The sequence below is a fragment of the Streptomyces sp. P9-2B-2 genome (assembly GCF_030406865.1).
Taxonomy (GTDB): Bacteria; Actinomycetota; Actinomycetes; order Streptomycetales; family Streptomycetaceae; genus Streptomyces; species Streptomyces platensis.
In genome coordinates this window covers 5,163,417-5,183,002 of record NZ_CP129126.1, presented here as the reverse complement: position 1 = coordinate 5,183,002, position 19,586 = coordinate 5,163,417, and the positions used below count along the sequence as shown (strand labels likewise).

At 71.3% G+C, this 19,586-nt stretch carries 17 protein-coding genes and 1 pseudogene; 3 read left to right on the top strand and 15 right to left on the bottom strand.

Going from position 1 to position 19,586, the window contains the following annotated elements; all coding sequences use genetic code 11:
* Window positions 1-66 precede the first annotated feature (66 nt).
* Complete coding sequence (locus tag QT196_RS22730; protein WP_290355558.1) at window positions 67-546, top strand: DUF1453 domain-containing protein; 480 nt, start codon at window positions 67-69, stop codon at window positions 544-546.
* Between the two features lie 164 nt (window positions 547-710).
* Here the strand turns inward: QT196_RS22730 and QT196_RS22725 are convergent, their stop codons facing one another.
* From QT196_RS22725 to QT196_RS22690, 8 genes and pseudogenes are all read right to left on the bottom strand, one after another.
* Window positions 711-1,943: a hypothetical protein gene (locus QT196_RS22725; protein ID WP_290355557.1), complete on the bottom strand. Its 1,233-nt coding sequence runs from the start codon at window positions 1,941-1,943 to the stop codon at window positions 711-713.
* A 166-nt stretch (window positions 1,944-2,109) separates the two neighbouring features.
* A pseudogene (locus QT196_RS22720) lies at window positions 2,110-2,232 on the bottom strand (amino acid ABC transporter substrate-binding protein); the annotation flags it as partial.
* 25 nt (window positions 2,233-2,257) lie between these two features.
* A complete protein-coding gene (locus QT196_RS22715) occupies window positions 2,258-2,749 on the bottom strand; it encodes a DUF3180 domain-containing protein (protein ID WP_168480771.1) in 492 nt (163 codons plus the stop codon).
* 123 nt (window positions 2,750-2,872) lie between these two features.
* Window positions 2,873-3,460: a 2-amino-4-hydroxy-6-hydroxymethyldihydropteridine diphosphokinase gene (gene folK, locus QT196_RS22710; RefSeq protein WP_168483907.1), complete on the bottom strand. Its 588-nt coding sequence runs from the start codon at window positions 3,458-3,460 to the stop codon at window positions 2,873-2,875.
* Window positions 3,461-3,516: 56 nt separating this feature from the next.
* Complete coding sequence (folB, locus tag QT196_RS22705) at window positions 3,517-3,876, bottom strand: dihydroneopterin aldolase (protein ID WP_042150312.1); 360 nt, start codon at window positions 3,874-3,876, stop codon at window positions 3,517-3,519.
* 442 nt (window positions 3,877-4,318) lie between these two features.
* Entirely contained in the window at window positions 4,319-4,798 is a 480-nt protein-coding gene (locus QT196_RS22700; RefSeq protein WP_235468818.1) for a nuclear transport factor 2 family protein, read from the bottom strand.
* Between the two features lie 5 nt (window positions 4,799-4,803).
* On the bottom strand, window positions 4,804-5,715 hold the full coding sequence (gene folP / locus QT196_RS22695; protein ID WP_248001267.1) for a dihydropteroate synthase: 912 nt from the start codon (window positions 5,713-5,715) through the stop codon (window positions 4,804-4,806).
* A 123-nt stretch (window positions 5,716-5,838) separates the two neighbouring features.
* Complete coding sequence (locus QT196_RS22690) at window positions 5,839-7,686, bottom strand: phosphatidylglycerol lysyltransferase domain-containing protein (RefSeq protein WP_168480769.1); 1,848 nt, start codon at window positions 7,684-7,686, stop codon at window positions 5,839-5,841.
* A gap of 141 nt (window positions 7,687-7,827) precedes the next feature.
* On the opposite strand from QT196_RS22690, the gene QT196_RS22685 reads away from it, so the two are divergent.
* Window positions 7,828-8,943 carry an alpha/beta hydrolase-fold protein gene (locus tag QT196_RS22685; protein WP_168480768.1) on the top strand — a complete coding sequence of 372 codons (1,116 nt, stop codon included), beginning with the start codon at window positions 7,828-7,830 and terminating at the stop codon, window positions 8,941-8,943.
* Between the two features lie 139 nt (window positions 8,944-9,082).
* Here QT196_RS22685 and folE read toward each other — a convergent pair whose 3' ends face one another.
* From folE to dacB, 6 genes are all read right to left on the bottom strand, one after another.
* Window positions 9,083-9,688: a GTP cyclohydrolase I FolE gene (gene folE, locus QT196_RS22680; protein WP_168480767.1), complete on the bottom strand. Its 606-nt coding sequence runs from the start codon at window positions 9,686-9,688 to the stop codon at window positions 9,083-9,085.
* Between the two features lie 119 nt (window positions 9,689-9,807).
* Window positions 9,808-11,823, bottom strand: a complete 2,016-nt coding sequence (ftsH, locus tag QT196_RS22675; RefSeq protein WP_168480766.1) for an ATP-dependent zinc metalloprotease FtsH — start codon at window positions 11,821-11,823, stop codon at window positions 9,808-9,810.
* A 280-nt stretch (window positions 11,824-12,103) separates the two neighbouring features.
* Window positions 12,104-12,643: a hypoxanthine phosphoribosyltransferase gene (hpt, locus tag QT196_RS22670; protein ID WP_030077134.1), complete on the bottom strand. Its 540-nt coding sequence runs from the start codon at window positions 12,641-12,643 to the stop codon at window positions 12,104-12,106.
* A gap of 85 nt (window positions 12,644-12,728) precedes the next feature.
* Window positions 12,729-13,787, bottom strand: a complete 1,059-nt coding sequence (gene tilS / locus QT196_RS22665; RefSeq protein ID WP_168480765.1) for a tRNA lysidine(34) synthetase TilS — start codon at window positions 13,785-13,787, stop codon at window positions 12,729-12,731.
* 189 nt (window positions 13,788-13,976) lie between these two features.
* Window positions 13,977-15,122: a zinc-dependent metalloprotease gene (locus QT196_RS22660; RefSeq protein WP_168480764.1), complete on the bottom strand. Its 1,146-nt coding sequence runs from the start codon at window positions 15,120-15,122 to the stop codon at window positions 13,977-13,979.
* Between the two features lie 346 nt (window positions 15,123-15,468).
* Window positions 15,469-17,046: a D-alanyl-D-alanine carboxypeptidase/D-alanyl-D-alanine-endopeptidase gene (gene dacB / locus QT196_RS22655; protein ID WP_290355556.1), complete on the bottom strand. Its 1,578-nt coding sequence runs from the start codon at window positions 17,044-17,046 to the stop codon at window positions 15,469-15,471.
* A gap of 86 nt (window positions 17,047-17,132) precedes the next feature.
* Here dacB and QT196_RS22650 point away from each other — a divergent pair, with 86 nt between their 5' ends.
* Entirely contained in the window at window positions 17,133-17,627 is a 495-nt protein-coding gene (locus QT196_RS22650; protein WP_085923328.1) for an inorganic diphosphatase, read from the top strand.
* Window positions 17,628-17,781: 154 nt separating this feature from the next.
* On the opposite strand, the gene QT196_RS22645 is transcribed toward QT196_RS22650, so the two are convergent.
* Window positions 17,782-19,494, bottom strand: a complete 1,713-nt coding sequence (locus tag QT196_RS22645) for a threonine/serine exporter family protein (protein WP_168483905.1) — start codon at window positions 19,492-19,494, stop codon at window positions 17,782-17,784.
* Between the last annotated feature and the right edge of the window lie 92 nt (window positions 19,495-19,586).

Sequence of the window (19,586 nt, the reverse complement as noted above, 5' to 3'; positions counted from 1 at the left end):
CCGCTCGGCCGCCGCGCCGGCGTGCCCGTACGCCCGCCCCGTCGCACCACACACCCAGGGGGACCCATGAATGGCTGGCTGCTGACCGCGCTCATCCTTGTCGGCGTCATCGCCGTGATCATCAAGCGACTACGGGGCGAAGCGGTCAACGCCCGCGAGCTGTTCGCACCACCGGCCGTCCTCATCACCATCGGCGTCTTCACCCTGGCCAGGACCGAGGGCGTGACCGGCACCGATATCACCTGGACCACCGCCGGCGCCCTCCTCGGCGGTGCGCTCGGTGCGCTCCGGGGCGCCACCGTCCAACTGTCCGCCCGGGACGGCGTCCTGTGGCAGCGCTATACGGGCCGTACCTTCCTCGTCGCCCTGCTCTCCCTGCTCGCCATGGCCGGTTTCGGCCTGCTGGCGGCGAGAATGGGGATGCATGAGTACGCCCGCCCCGTCCAACTCGCCATCGGCGTCAGCTTCCTGGGCGAGGCGCTCGCCATCGGGTGGCGGGGACTGGCGAGCGGCACCCCGTTCGCACCGGAACGCCGCAAGGTCTAGCACGCGGTCTTCCCGCTCGCACGCAGGCCATCCACACCCTGTGGACAGCGAGCCGCCGCCACCCCACGCGACAGCCCCCGGAAAACGGTCCGGCCCCGGAGCTTCGGAACGCTCCGGGGCCGGGTGACGTCGGGGCCGCTGTGCGGTCGACCTGTGTGGTCGGGTCAGGAGATGGCGGTGCGCAGGGGGGCGAGGTCGAGTTGTTCGGTTTCGTCGTGGGCGGTCAGGTCGATGACCTCGCCGCTGCCGGTGGTCGTCGCCCCGTCGGTCTGCGTGTCCTCCGCCGCGGCGGGCTCCGCGGGCTGCGTGCGGGCGGACTGTTCGGCGAGGGCCTCTTCGCCGACGACGTCCGCCAGATCCTCCTCCAGCGGGGCGGTCAGCTGCTGGGGTCCTGCGTCGGTCGCGTTGCCGAAGAAGTCGAAGCCGCCCGTCGCACGGGACGCGGCGGGGCGGGACGGGGCGATGGCAGCGGCGGTGGCCGGCACCGGGCGGAGCGCGGGTCCGGCGGCGGTGGCCGTACGGGCGGGACCGGCCTCGCCCGTGCGCGGTGCGGCTGCCGCCGAGGTCTTCCCCCGGCCCTTCTCACCGTCCTGGCCGCCCCCGTCACGGGGGGCGGGCGGTCCGGAGCGGGCTGCCCCGGCACCGTTCTTCGACAGCTGCGCGGCCTTCTGTGCGGCGCGCTGCCGGGCGGCGTTGCGCGCCAGCCGGCGCAGCGCCTGGTCGGCCTGCGCGAAGGTGGCGGGGGCCGGGCGGTCCGGGGTCGTGGCGGGCGCGCGCCGGGCCGGGACGGTGGCCGCCCCCGTACGCGGCGCTCCGCCCTGCGCGGGACCGTCGCCCTTGTCCGAGCGCAGGGGGGAACTGGGGTGCGGGGTCGCGAGCTTGGGGGACGCGTGCAGCGCCAGGGAGAGACCGGCGACGGCCGGCAGGGCCTTGGCGGGGGCGGCGGCCTCAATGGCGAGCAGCCGGCGGCCCTCCAGGGCGCTGGCCCGCTCGGTCTCGGCGGTGGCGTATCGGCGGAGCAGATCGGCGTGTTCGCTGCGCAGCCGGGCCAACTCCGCGCGCTTGGCGCGCAGTTTGGCCTCCAGGCCGGCCCGGATCTCGCGGGATTCCTCGACGTCCGTTTCGAGCTCGGCTATCCGCTCCTCGGTACGCCACTCGTCGCGCACCCGGGCGCGGTTGAGTTCGGCGACCTGCCGGCCGGCCGTACGGTCCCAGGTCCGCAGAAGGACGGCGCCGGTCAGTGCGGCGGCGGCCGCGCCCGCGGCGAGCACCCGTTGCACCAGATCGTCGCCGACAAACCACGCGCCCGCGGCGCAGGCGAGTGACGCACCGGCGACCGTCGCGGGAGGAAGCAGCCGGTGGAGGGGTGGTGATTGGCGGTGGCGTCCTCGTGGCATGGCCAGAAACTTACCGTGCGTGCGGGACCTATGGGGGCGCGCACGCCGATCCGTTTCACGCTGGTTACTTCTTCACCAGATTCCCGCACTCCGCATAAGCCTGCGCGACATCCGCGGACTTGAGTCGTTCGCCACCGACCTTGCTGATCAACCTGAACAGCGTCTTCTTCGCGTTGCGGAATTCGGCGAGGGTGGAGGCGTATTCCGGAAGGACATCGACCTGACCCTTCTCCAGGGCCGGTTCATACGGCTCGCGATGGGCCGGGGTCTGCACCCGCGTGCGGTATCCGGGGCGCCCCCGGCCCCGCCCGGCGTCACACCGCCGCGTCGACCCCGCCGTTCCCGTTGCCGTCGTCGTCGGGCAGCTTGCACACCCGCTCCAGGAAGATCGCCGCGGCGATCACCGCAGCCCCGGCGAGCACCGACAGCCCGGCGTAGATCGCCTGGTCCCGGCGCGGCGCGACATCGAGCCCGGCGGTCAGCAGGAAGACGCCGACACCGCCGTACAGCCCCGCGACCAGTGCCGCCACCAGCGCGCTGGCCTGCCCGAAGACCACCGCACGGGCGGCCACCAGCGGCTCGACGCCCTTGGCGTCCGGCCGGCGCTCGCGCTGGGCGCGCAGCCGCGAGCGGAACGAGAACCCGGTGGCGGCGAGCACCGCGGCGATCAGTCCCAGCACGATCGGGGCGGCCACCGGAACGCTGGGCAGGGTGCCGAACGAATCCCACAGCCGGGCGCCGCCCCAGGCCAGCACCCCGGCCGCCAGAAACAGCCCGACCAGCACCTTGATATGTAGCTGCTTCACCGAGCGATCGCCCCTCGCGCCGTCATGACCTTCCCTGCCGTCACGGCCGTCCTTGTCGTCCTGGCCGCCTCGTCGGGTCCGTACGGATGCATCCCGCAGAGAGCCGACCCGCAACCTTAACGACTACTCCGGCAGCCGCAGTTCCAGGTCCGCCCGCGGTTCCACGCCGTCGGCGCCCACCGCGGACAGCAGTTCGGACACCGCACCGCGCCCGGGGACCACGGCCTCGGGGTCGATGTCGTGCCACGGCACCAGCACGAACGCCCGCTCATGGGCGCGCGGGTGCGGCAGCGTCAGCCGCGGGTCGTCGGAGACCACGTCCTGATAGGCCAGGATGTCGACGTCGATGGTGCGCGGGCCCCAGCGCTCGTCGCGGACCCGCTCGAAGGCCTCCTCGATCGCCTGCCCGCGCTCCAGGAGGGAGGACGGCGGCAGCGTCGTCTTGATCAGCACCACGGCGTTGAAGTACGACGGCTGGGAGCCGGGGTCCACGCCCCACGGCACGGTCTCGTAGACCGGGGAGACCGCCTTGACCCGCAGCCCGGGGGTGTCCTCCAGCGCGTCGACGGCGCCCTGGAGGGTCTCCAGGCGGTTGCCGAGATTGCTGCCGAGGGAGATCACGGCGCGTTTGGGGTTGGAGAGCGTCACATCGGCGGCGTCCACCTGCTCCACAACGGAGGCGGGCACCGGCTGCACGGTCGGGTCACCCATACCGGGATGCCCGGCGGCGGCCCCGTGCGGAGTGGTGATCGGGTGGCGGGTGGGCTTCATACTCGGCTCCGAGTGATGGTGATGGTCACGTCGTCGAAGGGGACGGTGATCGGCGCGTCGGGCTTGTGCACCACCACCTCCACCTCCTGCACGCCCTCGTGCTTGAGGCACTGCTCGGCGATGCGCTCAGCCAGGGTCTCGATGAGGTCGACGGGCTCGCCCTGGACGACGGCCACCACCTCCTCGGCCACGACGCCGTAGTGCACGGTCTTCGCGAGATCGTCGCTCGCCGCGGCCTGGCGGGTGTCCAGACCGAGCACCACGTCGACGATGAAGGTCTGGCCCTCCTCGCGCTCCCGGGGAAACACCCCGTGGTGACCTCGGGCCTTCAGCCCACGCAGCGCGACACGATCCACGCGAATCACTCCCACTGGTCCACGGCACCTCTGGCGCCACTGTTCGTCGGATTCCGGGCAGCCGCCGGAGCGATCCGGCAACACTGCCCCGCCGTCGAATCTACCTTCGAGTACCGGCAGTCCTCGCCCACGGGGGCTATGGACAAGACCCCGTCCTGCTGCTAAGCGCTGCCTGGCGGGGCAACAGCCAGCGGGCCGGGAGATCGTCCGCGCGGCCCTCTTACCCCCCTGCCCACGCCCCACCCCTACCCGTGCCGCACTTGGCTCGAACGGGTGCGCCCTCCGCCGGATGGCTGACGCCCGCCTCCGACGGCCGCGCAGGCCCTCACCCCGGACGCAAGGGCGGGGGTCCATGGCAAGGCTCACACCGGCCCGCGAGGGGGCCGCCCGTCGCGATCCCAGGCTCCCGCCCGGCCAGGGCCCCCGGCTCCCGGGAAGGCGCTCAGAGGGCCTCCTCGCCGCCCTCGCCGGGTCCCCCGCCCTCGTCGTCCTCGTCCTCGTCGTCGCGGTCCGCCAGCACCGGCGAGCCGTGGTGCGACCACACCCGCCAGCCGTCCTCCGTACGCCGGAAGACATTGGTCGCCACGACCAGCTGGCCGATCAGCGGCCCCACCGAGCCGTCGTCCTCGGCGGGCCCGCCGCTGAGGATGTTCTCGGTACAGGTCACCAGGGCGGTGTCCCCGACGACGTCGATCTCCACGTCCGTGAGGAAGAACTGGATGTACTCGGTGTTCGCCATGATCAGGGCGTACGAGCGCAGCACCTCGCCGCGCCCCCGCAACACCGGCCACCCGGGGTGGACCACACTCACCTGGCCGTCCAGCCACAGTCCGGACAGCGCCTCGTGATCACCGCGCTCGATGGTCTCGTACAGGGTGGTGTTCGCCTGCTCGACCAGTTCGATGTCCGTCTGCGGGCCCAAGCCGCTCACACCGTTCCCGTCGTGTTCGCCGTCGTCCCGCTCGCTTCACTACTGCCGGACGCTGCCGCGCTCTCCACGGCACGGGCCACCCGTACCGCGTCCGCGCTCGCCCTGACCTCGTGCACCCGCACCGCCCAGGCCCCCTCTCGCGCCACGATCGCCGACACCGCCGCCGTCGCGGCATCCCGCTCCCGGGCCGGCGGTGGGGCGGCTCCCTCGCCACCTGCCAGCACCCTGCCCAGGAACCGTTTCCTCGATGCCGCCACCAGCAGCGGGCGGCCCAGCGCCCGCAGCCGCGCCAGCTGGGCGACCAGCGCGAGATCGTGCCCGGCCTCCTTCGCGAAGCCCAGGCCGGGGTCGATCACGATCCGGTCCGGGTCGATACCGCCGGACACCGCACGCTCCATGCTCTGCCCGAGCTCGTCCACGACCTCGGCGACCACGTCCCCGTAGACGGCACGGTTGTTCATGTCGATGGACTGGCCGCGCCAGTGCATCACGACGAACGGGACCTGATGGGCGGCCACCACCGGCACCATCGCCGGGTCGGCGGCGCCCCCGCTGACGTCGTTGACCAGCCGCGCCCCGGCCGCCACGGCCTGCTCGGCGACCGCGGCCCGCATGGTGTCCACGGAGACCACGACACCGGCCGCGGCCAGTTCCCGGACGACCGGAACGACCCGGCGCAGCTCCTCGGCCTCGTCCACCCGCGCCGCGCCCGGCCGGGTCGACTCGCCGCCCACGTCCACCATGTCGGCGCCCTGTGCCACCAGGTCGAGACCGTGTTTGACGGCGAGTTCGGTATCGAACCAGTCACCGCCGTCGGAGAACGAATCGGGCGTCACATTGACGACGCCCATCACCGCGCAGCGTTCCCAGTCCGGCAGTCCGGCCACCCGGCCACGCAAGGTACTCATGGCACCAGCGTAGGCCGTGTGCCGACCGGCCGGATTGCGGCCGCCGCATGCGGGGACTTCAGGGGCGCCGGCCCGTCGGAGGCCCTCCGGGAGGGCCCGGCCGACCGGCCGGCGGGGCCTTGGTCAGGCCGCCCGCTCGACCGCTTCCGGCGCGGTGGCCGGCCGCGGCACATGGGCGCACGGCCGCGGCTCGACGGTCTTCCGGCGCCGCAGTACGCGCGGCAGGCTCAACTCCAGATAGCCCTCGGCCTGGAGCGCCGCCAGGCCGATCCGGGGGATGTCGCGGCTGTTGCGGAAGACCACGAAGCGGGGCTCCCAGCGCGGCCGGAACTTGTCGTTGAACTTGTACAGCGACTCGATCTGGTACCAGCGGGACAGGAAGATCAGCATCCCGCGCCAGACCCGGATGACCGGCCCGGCGCCGAGCTTCTCGCCGCGCTCCAGAGAGGAGCGGAAGACCGCGAAGTTCAGCGAGACCTGCTTGATCTTGAGGTCCGGGGCGGCCTGCAGCGCGGCGACGATCAGCAGCTCGTTCATCCCGGGGTCGGCGCTGCGGTCGCGCCGCATCAGCTCCAGGGAGATCCCGCTGTCGCCCCACGGCACGAAGTGCTGCATCGCCTTGAGGTCGCCGTACGGGCCGGGCTCCTCGCCCTCGGCCGGTTTCAGATGCGCGGTGGCGATCACCGCGTCACCGTCGGCCACCGCGTCGATCCGGCCCAGCGCCATGGAGAAGCCGCGCTCGGTGTCGGTGTCCCGCCAGGCGTCCGCGGCCTTCTGGAGCTGCGCCAGCTCGTCCGGCGCCAGGTCGCGCACCCGCCGCACCCGCGTCTCGTAGCCGTTGCGCTCGATGCGCTTGACCATCTGTCGTACGTTGCGCATCGCGCGGCCGGTGAGGGTGAAGTCGGCGACGTCCACGATCGCCTCGTCGCCGAGCTCCAGCGCGTCCATGCCGGTCTCCCGGGTCCACACCTGGCCGCCGGTCTCGCTGCAACCGGTGACCGCCGGGGTCCAGGAGTGCGCCTTCGCCTCCTCCATGAAGCGCTCTATGGCGCCCGGCCAGGCCTCCACATCGCCGATCGGGTCGCCGCTGGCGAGCATCACCCCGGAGATCACCCGGTAGCAGACCGCGGCCTTGCCGGTCGGGGAGAAGACCGCGCCCTTGTCGCGGCGCAGCGCGAAGTAGCCGAGCGAGTCCCGGGCGCCGTGCCGGTCGAGCAGGGCGCGCAGCTGCTGCTCGTCCTCGTCGGTCAGCCGGGCCGCCGGGTGCTCGGGGCGGAAGGCGAGGTAGGCGGTGGTGGCGACGGTCAGCAGGCCGAGTGCGCCGAGCGAGTAGCCGACGGTGTAGTCGACGTGGTGGGTGTAGGCGACCGGGCCCTCGAAGCCGAACAGGCCCCACAGGACGTGCTCGGCGCGCTCCCAGAGGGAGGGCGAGCCGATGGTCTTGTGGGGGTGCGAGCTGACGATGACCAGGCCGATGCCGAAGCTGACCCCGCCGAGGACGACGAGGTTGGCCAGCGCCTTCCAGCGGCTGCGCGGGTCGGGCAGGGCCGCGAACTCCCGCCGGTGCCACACCAGGAACACCAGGAGCGCCAGCGAGAGCACCGCCCCGAACACGGAGTGCCGGTAGACCAGCTGGGCGGCGATCCCCACCGGCAGCAGCGCCACGGCCGCTCCCCAGGCCCGCCGCTTACGCCGCTTGAGCCCGTGGGCCAGTAGGAGCAGCAGGATGCCGACGACGATGGAGGCGGCGGCCGCCAGCGGGCTCACCGCGCCCGGCAGCACCTCCGCCAGGGCGTGCATCCGGCTGTGCCGGAACCGCGGGAACACCCCCGCCGCCAGGTTCAGCAGGCCGACGACCACGCCGGCCGTACCGACGATCCGCGGCACCGCTTCGGGCCGCGGTCCACGGAGCCAGCGTGGTCCACGCCACGCAACCGTCTCCGACTTTTCGCCATCTAGCCTGTCAGACATCACTTTCCCGTCGCCCCGGTCGAGAGAACGTGCGAGCCTTGTCGCAGCATCTGGACTTTTTGCGCCCTGTATGACGGCGTTTCAGGGCTCGGGGTTCCACTAGCGGTACGGATGGCCCGGCCGCCCGGAAGAAAGCACCACATGGGTCTCACCAGTCAGAAAGTGCTGCTTCTTGCCGTCCTCGTCGCGGTGGCACTGTTCGTCCTCACCATTTGGCTCTGGCCGCGCCTCTCCCAGGGGAACTGGCGCACGGTGCTCGGGCGTATCGGGCTCCTGGTGGCGACACAGCTCTCCCTTTTCGCCGCGATCGGCCTGTACGCCAACAATTCCTTCGGTTTCTACGCGTCCTGGGCCGACCTCTTGGGCCAGGAGCAGGAGCCGGGCGTGGTGACCGACTACCAGACCGGGCCGGGCGGCACCAAGCTGCGGATGCTGGGAACCGAGCGGGTCAGCGTACAGAACGGCTCCCGGCCGGCGACCGGCGGCCGGATCGACAAGGTGCTGGTCCGCGGCGAACACTCGCAGATCGCCAGCCCGGCGTATGTCTATCTGCCGCCGCAGTACTTCCAGAAGAAATACGCCCAGAAGAAATTCCCGGCGGCCCTGGTGCTCACCGGCTACCCGGGCACCGCCGAGGCGCTCTACAAAAAGCTGCATTTCCCGCAGACCCAGCACGACCTGCTCAAGAAGCAGAAGATGCGGCCGACCGTCCTGGTCATGATGCGCCCGACCGTCGCACCGCCGCGCGACACGGAGTGCATGGACATACCGAACGGCCCGCAGACCGAGACCTTCTTCACAAAGGACCTGCGCGCAGATATCTCCGAGCACTACCGAATAGGCAGCGAGGCCAAGAGCTGGGGTGTCGTGGGTGACTCCACCGGCGGCTACTGCGCGCTGAAGATGACCATGCGCCACCCCGAGGCGTACTCCAGCGCCGTCGCCCTCTCCGGCGCCTACAAGGCCCCGCGGGACGCCACCACCGGCGACCTCTTCGGCGGCAACCGGCAGCTGGAGCGCGAGAACAATCTGCTGTGGCGTCAGCGGCACCTGCCCGCGCCCCCGGTGAACCTGCTGGTCACCAGCAGCAAGCAGGGCGAGGGGAATTACCAGCAGACGCTGCGGTTCATCGAGCAGACGAAGTCGCCGAGCCGGGTCTCGTCGATCATCCTCGACAGCGGCGGCCACAACTTCAACACCTGGCGCCGCGAGATCCCCGCCGCCCTGGAGTGGCTGGGCAACCACCTCAGGGCCTGACGGGCCGGCGCCTCGGCGCCCCCGGCACCGGCGACGGCCGGGTCCCTCCTGCGAGGGGCCCGGCCGTCCTGTTGTCTGTGCCGCCGGCCGTATGGGAGACGCGCGACGGGGCGGCCCTACGGGCCCGGGGCCCGCGACCTCAGCGGGCGAGTATCAGGCTCATCGCCTCGGCGCGCGTGGCGGCGTCCCGCAGCTGGCCGCGCACGGCCGAGGTCGTCGTCTTGGCACCCGGCTTGCGCACCCCGCGCATGGTCATGCACATGTGCTCGCACTCGATGACGACGATCACGCCGCGCGGCTCCAGGATCTGCATCAGGGAGTCCGCGATCTGCGTGGTCAGCCGCTCCTGGACCTGCGGGCGCCGGGCGAACACATCGACCAGCCGGGCCAGCTTGGACAGGCCGGTGATCTTGCCGTCGGTGGACGGGATGTAGCCGACATGGGCCACCCCGACGAACGGGACCAGGTGGTGCTCACAGCTGGAGACCACTTCGATGTCCTTGACCAGCACCATCTCGTCGTGGCCCAGGTCGAAGGTGGTCGTCAGCACGTCTTCCGGCTTCTGCCACAGCCCGGCGAAGATCTCCCGGTACGCCCGTGCCACCCGCGCCGGCGTCTCCAGCAGCCCCTCACGGTCCGGGTCCTCGCCCACCGCGATGAGCAGCTCGCGTACGGCGTTCTCGGCACGCTTCTCGTCGAAAGTGCCGATCTTGCCGCCGACGTCCAGCGTCACAGGGTCCGTCATGTGGTGCCTCGTTCCTTCTGCGCCCGCTCGAATCGCGGTGGAAACACGGAATGCCGCGCCCCCCAGGCTAAACCTGGGGGGCGCGGCATTTATTCCGGGGCCCCTGAAGGCCCGCGGGATCAGCTCTCGGGACGCTGCTCCTCGGGTGCTTCCGCCTTCTTCTCCGTGGAGACGGTGGCGGTCGTGGTCACCGCGCCGTTGGCCGGGGCCAGCTCCTTCGGCGACAGCACCGGCGGGCGGCTGGAGGGCGTACGGCGCGACGAGCCGGTCCACGCCGGGCGGGCCGGGCGCTTGACCACGTGCTTGAAGAGATCGGCGATCTCCTCCTTGTTGAGCGTCTCCTTCTCCAGGAGCGTCAGCACGAGGTTGTCGAGCACATCGCGGTTCTCGACCAGGATCTCCCACGCCTCGTTGTGCGCGGTCTCGATGAGCTTCTTGACTTCCTCATCGACCAGCGCGGCGACCTCTTCCGAGTAGTCGCGCTGGTGACCCATCTCACGGCCCAGGAAGGGCTCGGAGTTGTCGGTGCCGAACTTGATCGCACCGAGCCGCTCGGTCATGCCGTACTGCGTGACCATCGCGCGGGCCGTGGCGGTGGCCTTCTCGATGTCGTTCGCGGCGCCCGTGGTCGGGTCGTGGAAGACCAGCTCCTCCGCCGCGCGGCCGCCCAGCATGTACGCCAGCTGGTCGAGCATCTCGTTGCGGGTGGTGGAGTACTTGTCCTCGTCGGGCAGGACCATGGTGTAGCCCAGGGCCCGGCCGCGGGACAGGATCGTGATCTTGTGGACCGGGTCGGAGTTCGGTGAGGCCGCCGCGACCAGGGCGTGTCCGCCCTCGTGGTACGCGGTGATCTTCTTCTCCTTCTCGGACATGATCCGGGTCCGCTTCTGCGGGCCGGCCACGACGCGGTCGATCGCCTCGTCCAGGAAGTGGTTGCTGATCAGCTTCTCGTCGCTCCGGGCCGTCAGCAGCGCGGCCTCGTTCAGGACGTTCGACAGATCAGCACCGGTGAAGCCGGGGGTGCGCTTGGCGACGGCCTTGAGGTCGACGTCCTGGGCGACCGGCTTGCCCTTCTGGTGAACCTTGAGGATCTCCAGACGGCCCTGGAGGTCCGGACGGTCGACGGCGATCTGCCGGTCGAAACGGCCGGGACGCAGCAGCGCCGGGTCGAGGATGTCCGGGCGGTTCGTGGCGGCGATCAGGATCACGCCGCCCTTGACGTCGAAGCCGTCCATCTCGACCAGGAGCTGGTTGAGGGTCTGCTCACGCTCGTCGTGGCCACCGCCCAGGCCCGCACCGCGGTGCCGGCCGACGGCGTCGATCTCGTCGACGAAGACGATCGCCGGGGCGTTCGCCTTGGCCTGCTCGAAGAGGTCACGGACCCGGGAGGCACCGACACCGACGAACATCTCGACGAAGTCGGAACCGGAGATCGAGTAGAACGGGACGCCCGCCTCGCCGGCGACGGCACGCGCCAGCAGCGTCTTACCCGTTCCGGGCGGGCCGTACAGCAGCACACCCTTCGGGATCTTGGCGCCGACGGCCTGGAACTTCGCCGGCTCCTGGAGGAACTCCTTGATCTCGTGGAGCTCCTCGACGGCCTCGTCCGACCCCGCGACGTCCGTGAAGGTCGTCTTGGGGGTGTCCTTGGTGATCAGCTTCGCCTTGGACTTCCCGAAGTTCATCACCCGGGAGCCGCCGCCCTGCATCTGATTCATCAGGAACAGGAAGACGACCACGATGAGGACGAAGGGGAGCAGCGAGAGCAGCACACCGACGAACGGGTTCTGCTTCGACGGGGAGACGGTGTACCCGTCCTTGATCTCGCCGGTCTGGTACTTGGCCTGAAGGTTCTTGGCCACGTCGACGCCCTGGTCGCCGATGTAGCTCGCCTGGAGCTTGTTCGAGCCCTCAACCTTGTTGGAGCCCGACAGCTCAATCTTGATCTTGTTCTCGTCACCGGTCGTCAGCTCGGCGGATTTCACCTTGTTGTCAGCGATCGCCTTGACGACCTGACCGGTGTCCACCGTCTTGTAGCCGCCGGACGAGCCGACGACCTGCATCAACACGACCACGGCGAGGACGGCCAGCACGATCCACATGACCGGCCCACGGAAGTATCGCTTCACGTCCATCCATACGGAGCCGTTGAGGCCCCGTCCCTCCTGCCACAGTGAGGCACAACGCCCTTGGGAGGGCTGGTCGTGCGTACGGTGTATTACTGGCCCGAAAAAGAACTGCCTTCGGACGGTACCCCAGCATTGTCACCCGGCGCCTGCGCCGACGGTGAACATGCAGCCGGGGATTCCGCTCTCCCTGCTCCAACGGCGGGAGGCCCCGAAGGGTTCCCGCCGGGCCGCAGCGGACGGTCCGAGGCCCGCCCGGCCACCGCGGCCGGACGAGCGCGGGACGCCCTCAGCCGCCGTAGACGTGCGGCGCGAGGGTACCGACGAACGGCAGATTGCGGTACTTCTCCGCGAAGTCGAGGCCGTATCCCACGACGAATTCGTTGGGGATGTCGAAGCCGATCCACTTCACGTCGATGGCGACCTTCGCCGCGTCCGGCTTGCGCAGCAGCGTGCAGACCTCCAGCGAGGCCGGCTCGCGCGAGCCGAGGTTCGACAGCAGCCACGACAGCGTCAGACCGGAGTCGATGATGTCCTCGACGATCAGGACGTGCTTGCCCTTGATGTCGGTGTCGAGGTCCTTGAGGATGCGGACCACGCCGGAGGACTGGGTGCCCGCGCCGTACGACGACACGGCCATCCAGTCCATCGTGACGGGGGTGGACAGCGCGCGCGCCAGATCCGCCATCACCATCACGGCGCCCTTGAGCACGCCGACGATGAGCAGGTCCTTGCCCGCGTACTCCGCGTCGATCTTCGCGGCCAGCTCTGCCAGCTTCGCGTCGATCTCTTCCTTGCTGATGAGTACCGACTGAAGGTCGGAACCCATGTCCTTGTCGTCCACCCGTGCCACTCTCGCTCTGTTCGGTGTTCGCGTCAGTCGTGAGACTTCGGTGCGGGGCAGCGTCTGCGGCTCAGCCCTGCCGAATGACCAGTCTGCCACCCTGCCGTCGCACACCCACTCGCCCGGGGAGGTTGATGGCCCCCTGTCCCCGCCAGGCGGTGATCAGCCGGTCCACTTCTTCGATGTGGCGGGCGAAGAGCGAACCGGCCGGTGAACCGGCGCCGATGACCGCCCGGCGCAGCACCCGGCGGCGCACCGCGGGGGGCAGGGCGAACAGGGCGGCGATGTCGAGGGAGCCGCTGTCGTCGAGGACCGAGCCCTCGGCGTCGGCGGCCCAGGCGTCCAGGGCGTCGGCGTCGTCGCGGGAAAGCTGGGCGGTACGGGCCAGCGCCTCGACAACGCCCTTGCCGAGCGCCTTCTCCAGGGCGGGCAGGCCCTCGTGGCGCAGCCGTGAGCGGGTGTAGGCGGGGTCGGCGTTGTGCGGGTCGTCCCAGACGGGCAGCGCCTGGATCAGACAGGCCTTACGGGCGGTCTGGCGGTCCACGTCGAGGAAGGGCCTGCGATAGCGCCCGTCCCGGCCGCTGGTCGCGGCCATACCGGAGAGCGAACGGGTCCCGGAGCCGCGGGCGAGGCCGAGCAGCACCGTCTCGGCCTGGTCGTCGCGGGTGTGGCCGAGGAGGACCGCGGTGGCGCCATGGCGTTCGGCGGCGGCGTCCAGGGCGGCGTAGCGGGCGTCCCGGGCGGCGGCTTCCGGTCCGCCGGACTGCCGGCCGCCGCTTCCGCGGTACCCGGTGCCGTGCGCCACCCGGTTCGGTTCGTCCACGTCGACGGCGACGGCCTCTACGGGGTCGAGCCCCAGGGCCCGCAGCCGCAGGGCGACCTCGGCGGCGCGGAGGTCCGAGCCCTCCTGGAGACCGTGGTCGATGGTCACGCCCCCGGCGCGGACCCCGAGCTTGGGGGCCTCGAAGGCGAGGGCGGAGGCGAGCGCCATGGAATCGGCGCCGCCGGAGCACGCGACGAGCACGAGCGGGGGCTCGTGCCGGTCCTGCGCGCAGTGGTGGGTGAGCACGTCGTGGAGTACGCGGCGGACCGCCAGGCGTATCGCGGCGACCGCTGGATGGGGACCCATGTCCGTTTCCAATCGTTCAGCTGGGGAGCCTCGAGCCGTGGACGACTTCGTCACACAGAGTGCCTAGATGGTGACAGAGGCGAGCGGTTCCCCGAGCATTGCACGCCTATCCCTCGGTAACGGTCCCTCAGACGGGTGATTGAAGGGGCGCTCTACTGCCACGTGGCGTGCCCAGCTCACACCATTCGCTTACGGTGCCCCGTCCGCTTTGCGGTGCACCCGCGCGATCCAGTCCGCCGGTTTGGCGATCTCTTGTTTGGTCGGGAGAGTGTTCGGCGACGTCCAGACCCGGTTGAAGCCCTCCATGCCCACCTCCTCGACGACCGCGCTGACGAACCGCTCGCCGTCGCGGTACTGCCGCAGCTTGGCGTCCAGGCCGAGCAGCTTGCGCAGCGCCTGGTCCAGCCGCCCGGCGCCGCTGGCCCGGCGCTTTTGGAACTTCTCCCGGATCTCCGCGACCGACGGCACGACATCGGGCCCCACGCCGTCCATCACATAATCCGCATGCCCCTCCAGCAGGGACATCACCGCGGTCAGCCGGCCGAGGATCTCGCGCTGCGCGGGCGTCTGCACGAGATCGACGAGGGAGCGGCCCTCGTCCTCGCCCTCCTCGCCCTCGGGCTTCGCACCGGCCAGCGACTGGGCGGCCTCACGCAGCCGCTCCAGGAGGGCGCCCGGGTCGATGTCCGTCTCACCGAGGAACGACTGGATCTCGCCCTCGATGTGGTCCCGCAGCCACGGGACGGCGGTGAACTGGGTGCGGTGGGTCTCCTCGTGGAGGCACACCCACAGCCGGAAGTCGTGCGGGGCCACTTCGAGCTCGCGCTCCACGTGCACGATGTTCGGCGCGACGAGCAGCAGCCGGCCGCCCTGCGCCGCGGCCGGCAGATCACGGGAGGCCGGAGCGAACGTCTCGTACTGGCCGAGGACCCGGGACGCCAGGAACGACAGCAGCATGCCCAGCTCCACGCCGGTCACCTTGCCGCCGACCGCGCCGAGCACCGCGCCCCCGGGGACCGTCGAGCGGCGGTCCTCCATCTTGGCCAGCAGCGGCTTGAGCACCGCCCGGAACCCCGCGACATTCGCCTTGATCCAGCCGGGCCGGTCCACGACGAGGACCGGCGTGTCATGCGGCTCCTCGCCCGTCGCGTCGGGCTGTGCCATCCGCGTGAACGCCCGGACATGCGCCTCGGAGGACTTGGCGTGCTTGCGCAGCTCGGCGACGATCGCGCGCGCCTCGTCCCGGCTCACGTCCGGGCCCGGCCGCACGAAGCGGGTCGCGGTCGCGACCGCGAGGTTCCAGTCGACCATCTCGGTTCCACCGATGCTCGTCATGGGTTCACCGTACGTGGGGGCGTGGCGTCGGGGTAGCCGACTGGTGGGCTTCCCACGTTTTCGGCTTTCCCACCGTTGCGCCTGCGGCGGGCGGTGCGCTGCGCTTTGCCTTCGGGCCGACGCTTTCGGCTTTCCCGCCGTGGGGGTTTCTCGCCGTTGCGCCTGCGGCGGGCCTTGTCCGCTGCGCGGGGCTGTTGGGTGCGGTGACGGGCCGGAGGGGCAGGGGTGTGGGACTGCTTCGCTTTACGTCCCACACCCCTGCCCCTCCGGCCCGTCACCTCCCGTTGGGGGTGGGTGGGAAGAAGGCCGGTGGGGGTGGGCGTAGGTGGTTTGTGTGTCTTCTGGCTTAGCGGCAGCCGCAGTTGGCTACTGCTGAGGCGAGTTTGTCCAGGGCGTTCTGGGCGCCTTGGGGGTCGGTGGTGCCGGTGGTCATGAAGGAGAAGGTCAGGAGGCGGCCGTCGGCGTCGACGACGGTGCCGGCGAGGGTGTTCACGCCGGTGAGGGTGCCGGTTTTGGCGCGTACGGCGCCGGCGCCGTACGCGCTCTGGCCGCGGTAGCGGTTGCTGAGGGTGCCGGTGAAGGCGGCGACGGGGAGGCCGGTGACGACGGGGCGCAGGGCCGGGTGGTCGGGCGAGGAGGCGTGCAGCAGGAGGCGGGAGAGCAGGGCGGCGGTGACCTTGTCGTCGCGGTCCAGGCCGCTGCCGTCCTCGAAGACGGCGCCGGAGAGCGGGAGGTGCTCCCGCTGGAGGGCGGTGCGGACGGCCTTGCCGGCCCCGGCGAAGCTGGCCGGCTGCCGGGAGGCGAGGGCGGTCTGACGGGCCAGTGCCTCGGCGATGTCGTTGTCGCTGTAGGTGAGCATCCGCTCGACGAAGGCGGAGAGCGGCAGGGAGTGCACGGCGGCGATCCTGGCGGCCTTCTTGGGGGCCTTGGCGCCCTCGGGGTCGCCGTCGACGGTGATACCGCGGTCGTGGAGCAGATCGGCGAAGGTGCGGGCCGCCGTGTGGGCGGGGTCGGCGTCGCGGGGGGCGGTGCCGTGCTCGGAGTCGTCGAGGCGGGCCTCGTCGGTCATCAGGGCGGTGACGGGGGCGATGTTCTCGTTCGGGCCGATGGGGTGCTCGGCGGGGCCCGAGTAGGCCGCGGTGTCATAGCCCAGGCTGATCTTGGTGAGGTGGCGCTTCCTGAGGGCGCGGGCGGTGGCGTCGGCGAGGGTGCGCAGGTTCGCGGGCTGTTCCTCGGCGCCGTGCCGCGGGGCGCGGGCGGTGAGGGTGGGGTCGCCGCCGCCGACCAGGACGAGGCGGTTCTTGCCGGTCAGGACGACGGTGGTGTCGATGCGGTGGTCGGGGCCGAGCGCGGAGAGCGCGGCGACGGCGGTGGCGAGCTTGACGGTGGAGGCGGGGGTGGCGGCCTTGCCCTGGCCTTCGCCGAAGACCTCCCGGCCGGCGGCCACGTCCAGGACGGAAGCCGTCCGCAGCGGGCCGAGCGCCGGGTCCTTCAGCAGCGGCGCGAGCGCGTCGGCCAGTCCCGCGTCAGTGGGGGCGGGCGCCGCGCCACGGCCCGCGGCACCGGGCACCCGGCCGCCGAGCGCGGGCAGTACGGGCGGTGCGCTGGGCGCCGGCCGGGCCTCCGGAGCGTGATGCTCGCCACTGGCGCCGTCCATCTCGGCCGCCTGCGCCCGCTCGGCCGTACGCTGACCCGAGTCCCACGGCCCGGACGCCGCCACCGCGACGATCGCGACCGCGAGGCCGGTAGCTGCGGAAACCGCCGTCAGCCGCCAGGTCTGCTGGGTCTGGCGGGGTGTGGCCTGCCAGGTCTGCCGCGTGGCATGGATGGCCGTCTGCACCGACCGGACCGCCGCGCGCGTCGCCGCCCGCGCGGACCGTTCCGCCGACTGCCATCTGACCTGCCACTTTCCGGTCTCGGGCACCTCGGACCAGCCCCTTTCGCCACCACACACCTGCGTGGGGGACACTTAATCACCAGACGTATGTGTTGATCATGGAGGAGCCACCCGTGGAGTTCGACGTCACCATCGAGATCCCGAAGGGTTCGCGGAACAAGTACGAGGTGGACCACGAGACCGGTCGGATCCGCCTGGACCGTCGACTCTTCACCTCGACCAGCTACCCGGCCGACTACGGCTTTGTCGAGAACACCCTGGGCGAGGACGGCGACCCGCTGGACGCGCTGGTCATCCTGGACGAGCCGACCTTCCCCGGTTGCCTCATCAAGTGCCGCGCCATCGGCATGTTCCGGATGACGGACGAGGCCGGCGGCGACGACAAGCTGCTGTGCGTGCCCGCGTCCGACCCGCGCGTGGAGCACCTGCGGGACATCCACCACGTGTCGGAGTTCGACCGCCTGGAGATCCAGCACTTCTTCGAGGTCTACAAGGACCTGGAGCCCGGTAAGTCCGTCGAGGGCGCCGACTGGGTCGGCCGCACCGAGGCCGAGGCCGAGATCGAGGCCTCGTTCAAGCGCCTTGAGGCGCAGGGCGGCGCGCACTGACGCAGCGTCGTCGGCCCAGCGCCCGGCGGGGTTTCCCTGACCGCGGCGCCCGGGTCGGCGCGCGCTGATTTTCGTACGCGAACGGGCGGCACCCAGTCGGGTTGCCGCCCGTTCGTGCGTGCCGGGGCCGGGTCGGCGGCCCCGGCACGACCGCTCAGAAGCCGCGGGTGCGCTTGGCGGCCCGGCGTCCGCCGGCCTCCTCGACCCCGGGGGCACGCAGGAACAGCCGGGCCACTTCGGCACCGAGGTTGACGCCCACGGCGATGGCGAGCGCCAGCGAGGCGGCCTGCACCAGGGAGGTGAGGCCCTCCGGCAGGTGGCCCTGAGCGAAGTTGAGCAGCCCGAAGTACGTGGCACTACCGGGCAGCAGCGGGCCGATGGCCGCGGTGACGTACGGCAGGGCCGACGCATAGCGGTAGCGGGAGAGCAACTGACCGAAGAGACCGACCAGTCCGGCCGCGATCGCGGTGGCGGGCACCGGGTTTATCTCGGCGACGTAGTGCAGGGCGCCGTAGACGACCCAGGCGACGCCGCCGTTCAGGGTCGCAAACGCCACGGTGTGCCGCTCCTGCTGGAGCAGCACACAGAACGCCAGCGCCAGCAGCATGGACGCGGTGATCTGGACCAGCGGCTCGTTGTACGCCCCCAGCGCCTCCTCGGGGTTGAGCCGCCGCAGGCCGGGGTTCAGCTGGAGTCCGATGTAGAGCACGCTGAGGACGCCGACGACGATGCCGACGATGAGGTAGCCGACCTCCAGCAGACGGGCGGCGGCGGTGATGTAGTAGCCGGTCAGCCCGTCGTGGACGGCGGCGACCAGCGCCCGCCCCGGGATCAGCGCGAACAGTCCACCGGTGATCACCGCGGACGCCGACACACTGGCGTGCGCCAGACCGAAGGCGACACCCACCGCGGCGGGCGGCATCGCGGCGACCACGAACTGGTAGAACTCCGGCAGCCCGCGCGCGGACGCGAGCCAGGCCAGCCGGTCGCCGAGCATCGAGCCCACCGCGGCCGCGACGAACACCAGCAGCTCGCCGCCGACCAGCATGGAGGCGGCACCGGACAGCAGCCCGGAGGCCACCGTCAGCGCCCAGCTCGGGTACGGGTGGCGGTTACGGCGGATCTCGGCGAGGCCGCGGTAGGCCTCTTCGAGGGTGATGCCCTCGGAGGCGATGTCGTCGACGAGCCGGAAGACCGCGGACAGCCGGTTGTAGTCGACGCCGCGGCGCCGCACCGTACGGCTGGCGGTGACCGGGTCCTCGACCAGCGACGGCTGATAGGAGATCGACAGCAGGGTGAAGGTGACGGTCGGCTCGACCCGCTCCAGCCCGTAGGCGTGCGCCACACCGAACATCGCGGCCTCGACGTCCTCGGCGCCCTCACCGCCGGCGAGCAGGATCTCGCCGATACGGAGCGTCAGGTCGAGTACGCGGGGAACGGCCGGGCCGGTGTCCTCCTCGCCGCGCTCCGGACGCTCGGGGACCGGGCGCTCGTGGACCGGCATCCGGAGCATGGTCCGCATCCGGTCCTGCCAAGGGGCTTCCTTGGTGAGGCTGACGGCCGGTATGCCGTGCGGCGGGGTGAAGGCGACACTCATCGCCGTGGCGCCCACGGGAGCGGGCAGTGGGGTCTGGCCGGTGGTACTGCTCGGCGGGGTGAAGGCCGAGCCCTCCTGCTCGGCCGGCGTCTCCGGGCGCAGCCCCGCGGGCAGCGCGAACTCGGAGGTGGGGTGCTCGTCCTCGGGAAGCGGCGGGTAAGGCACGCCCAGGGGCGGAGTGAAGGCACTGTGGGCCTCGTCCGACTGGGGCTTGCGGTCCTCGGGACCGGTCTGATCCGAGGCACCACTGCCGCCACCGCTGCCATTCATGCCGCGCTGGCCGCGCTGGCCGCGCTGTGGGTCCGACACCACGGGTCTTCGCTCTCCTCGTACGCCTCCTGACGGATGTCAAGGACACGATG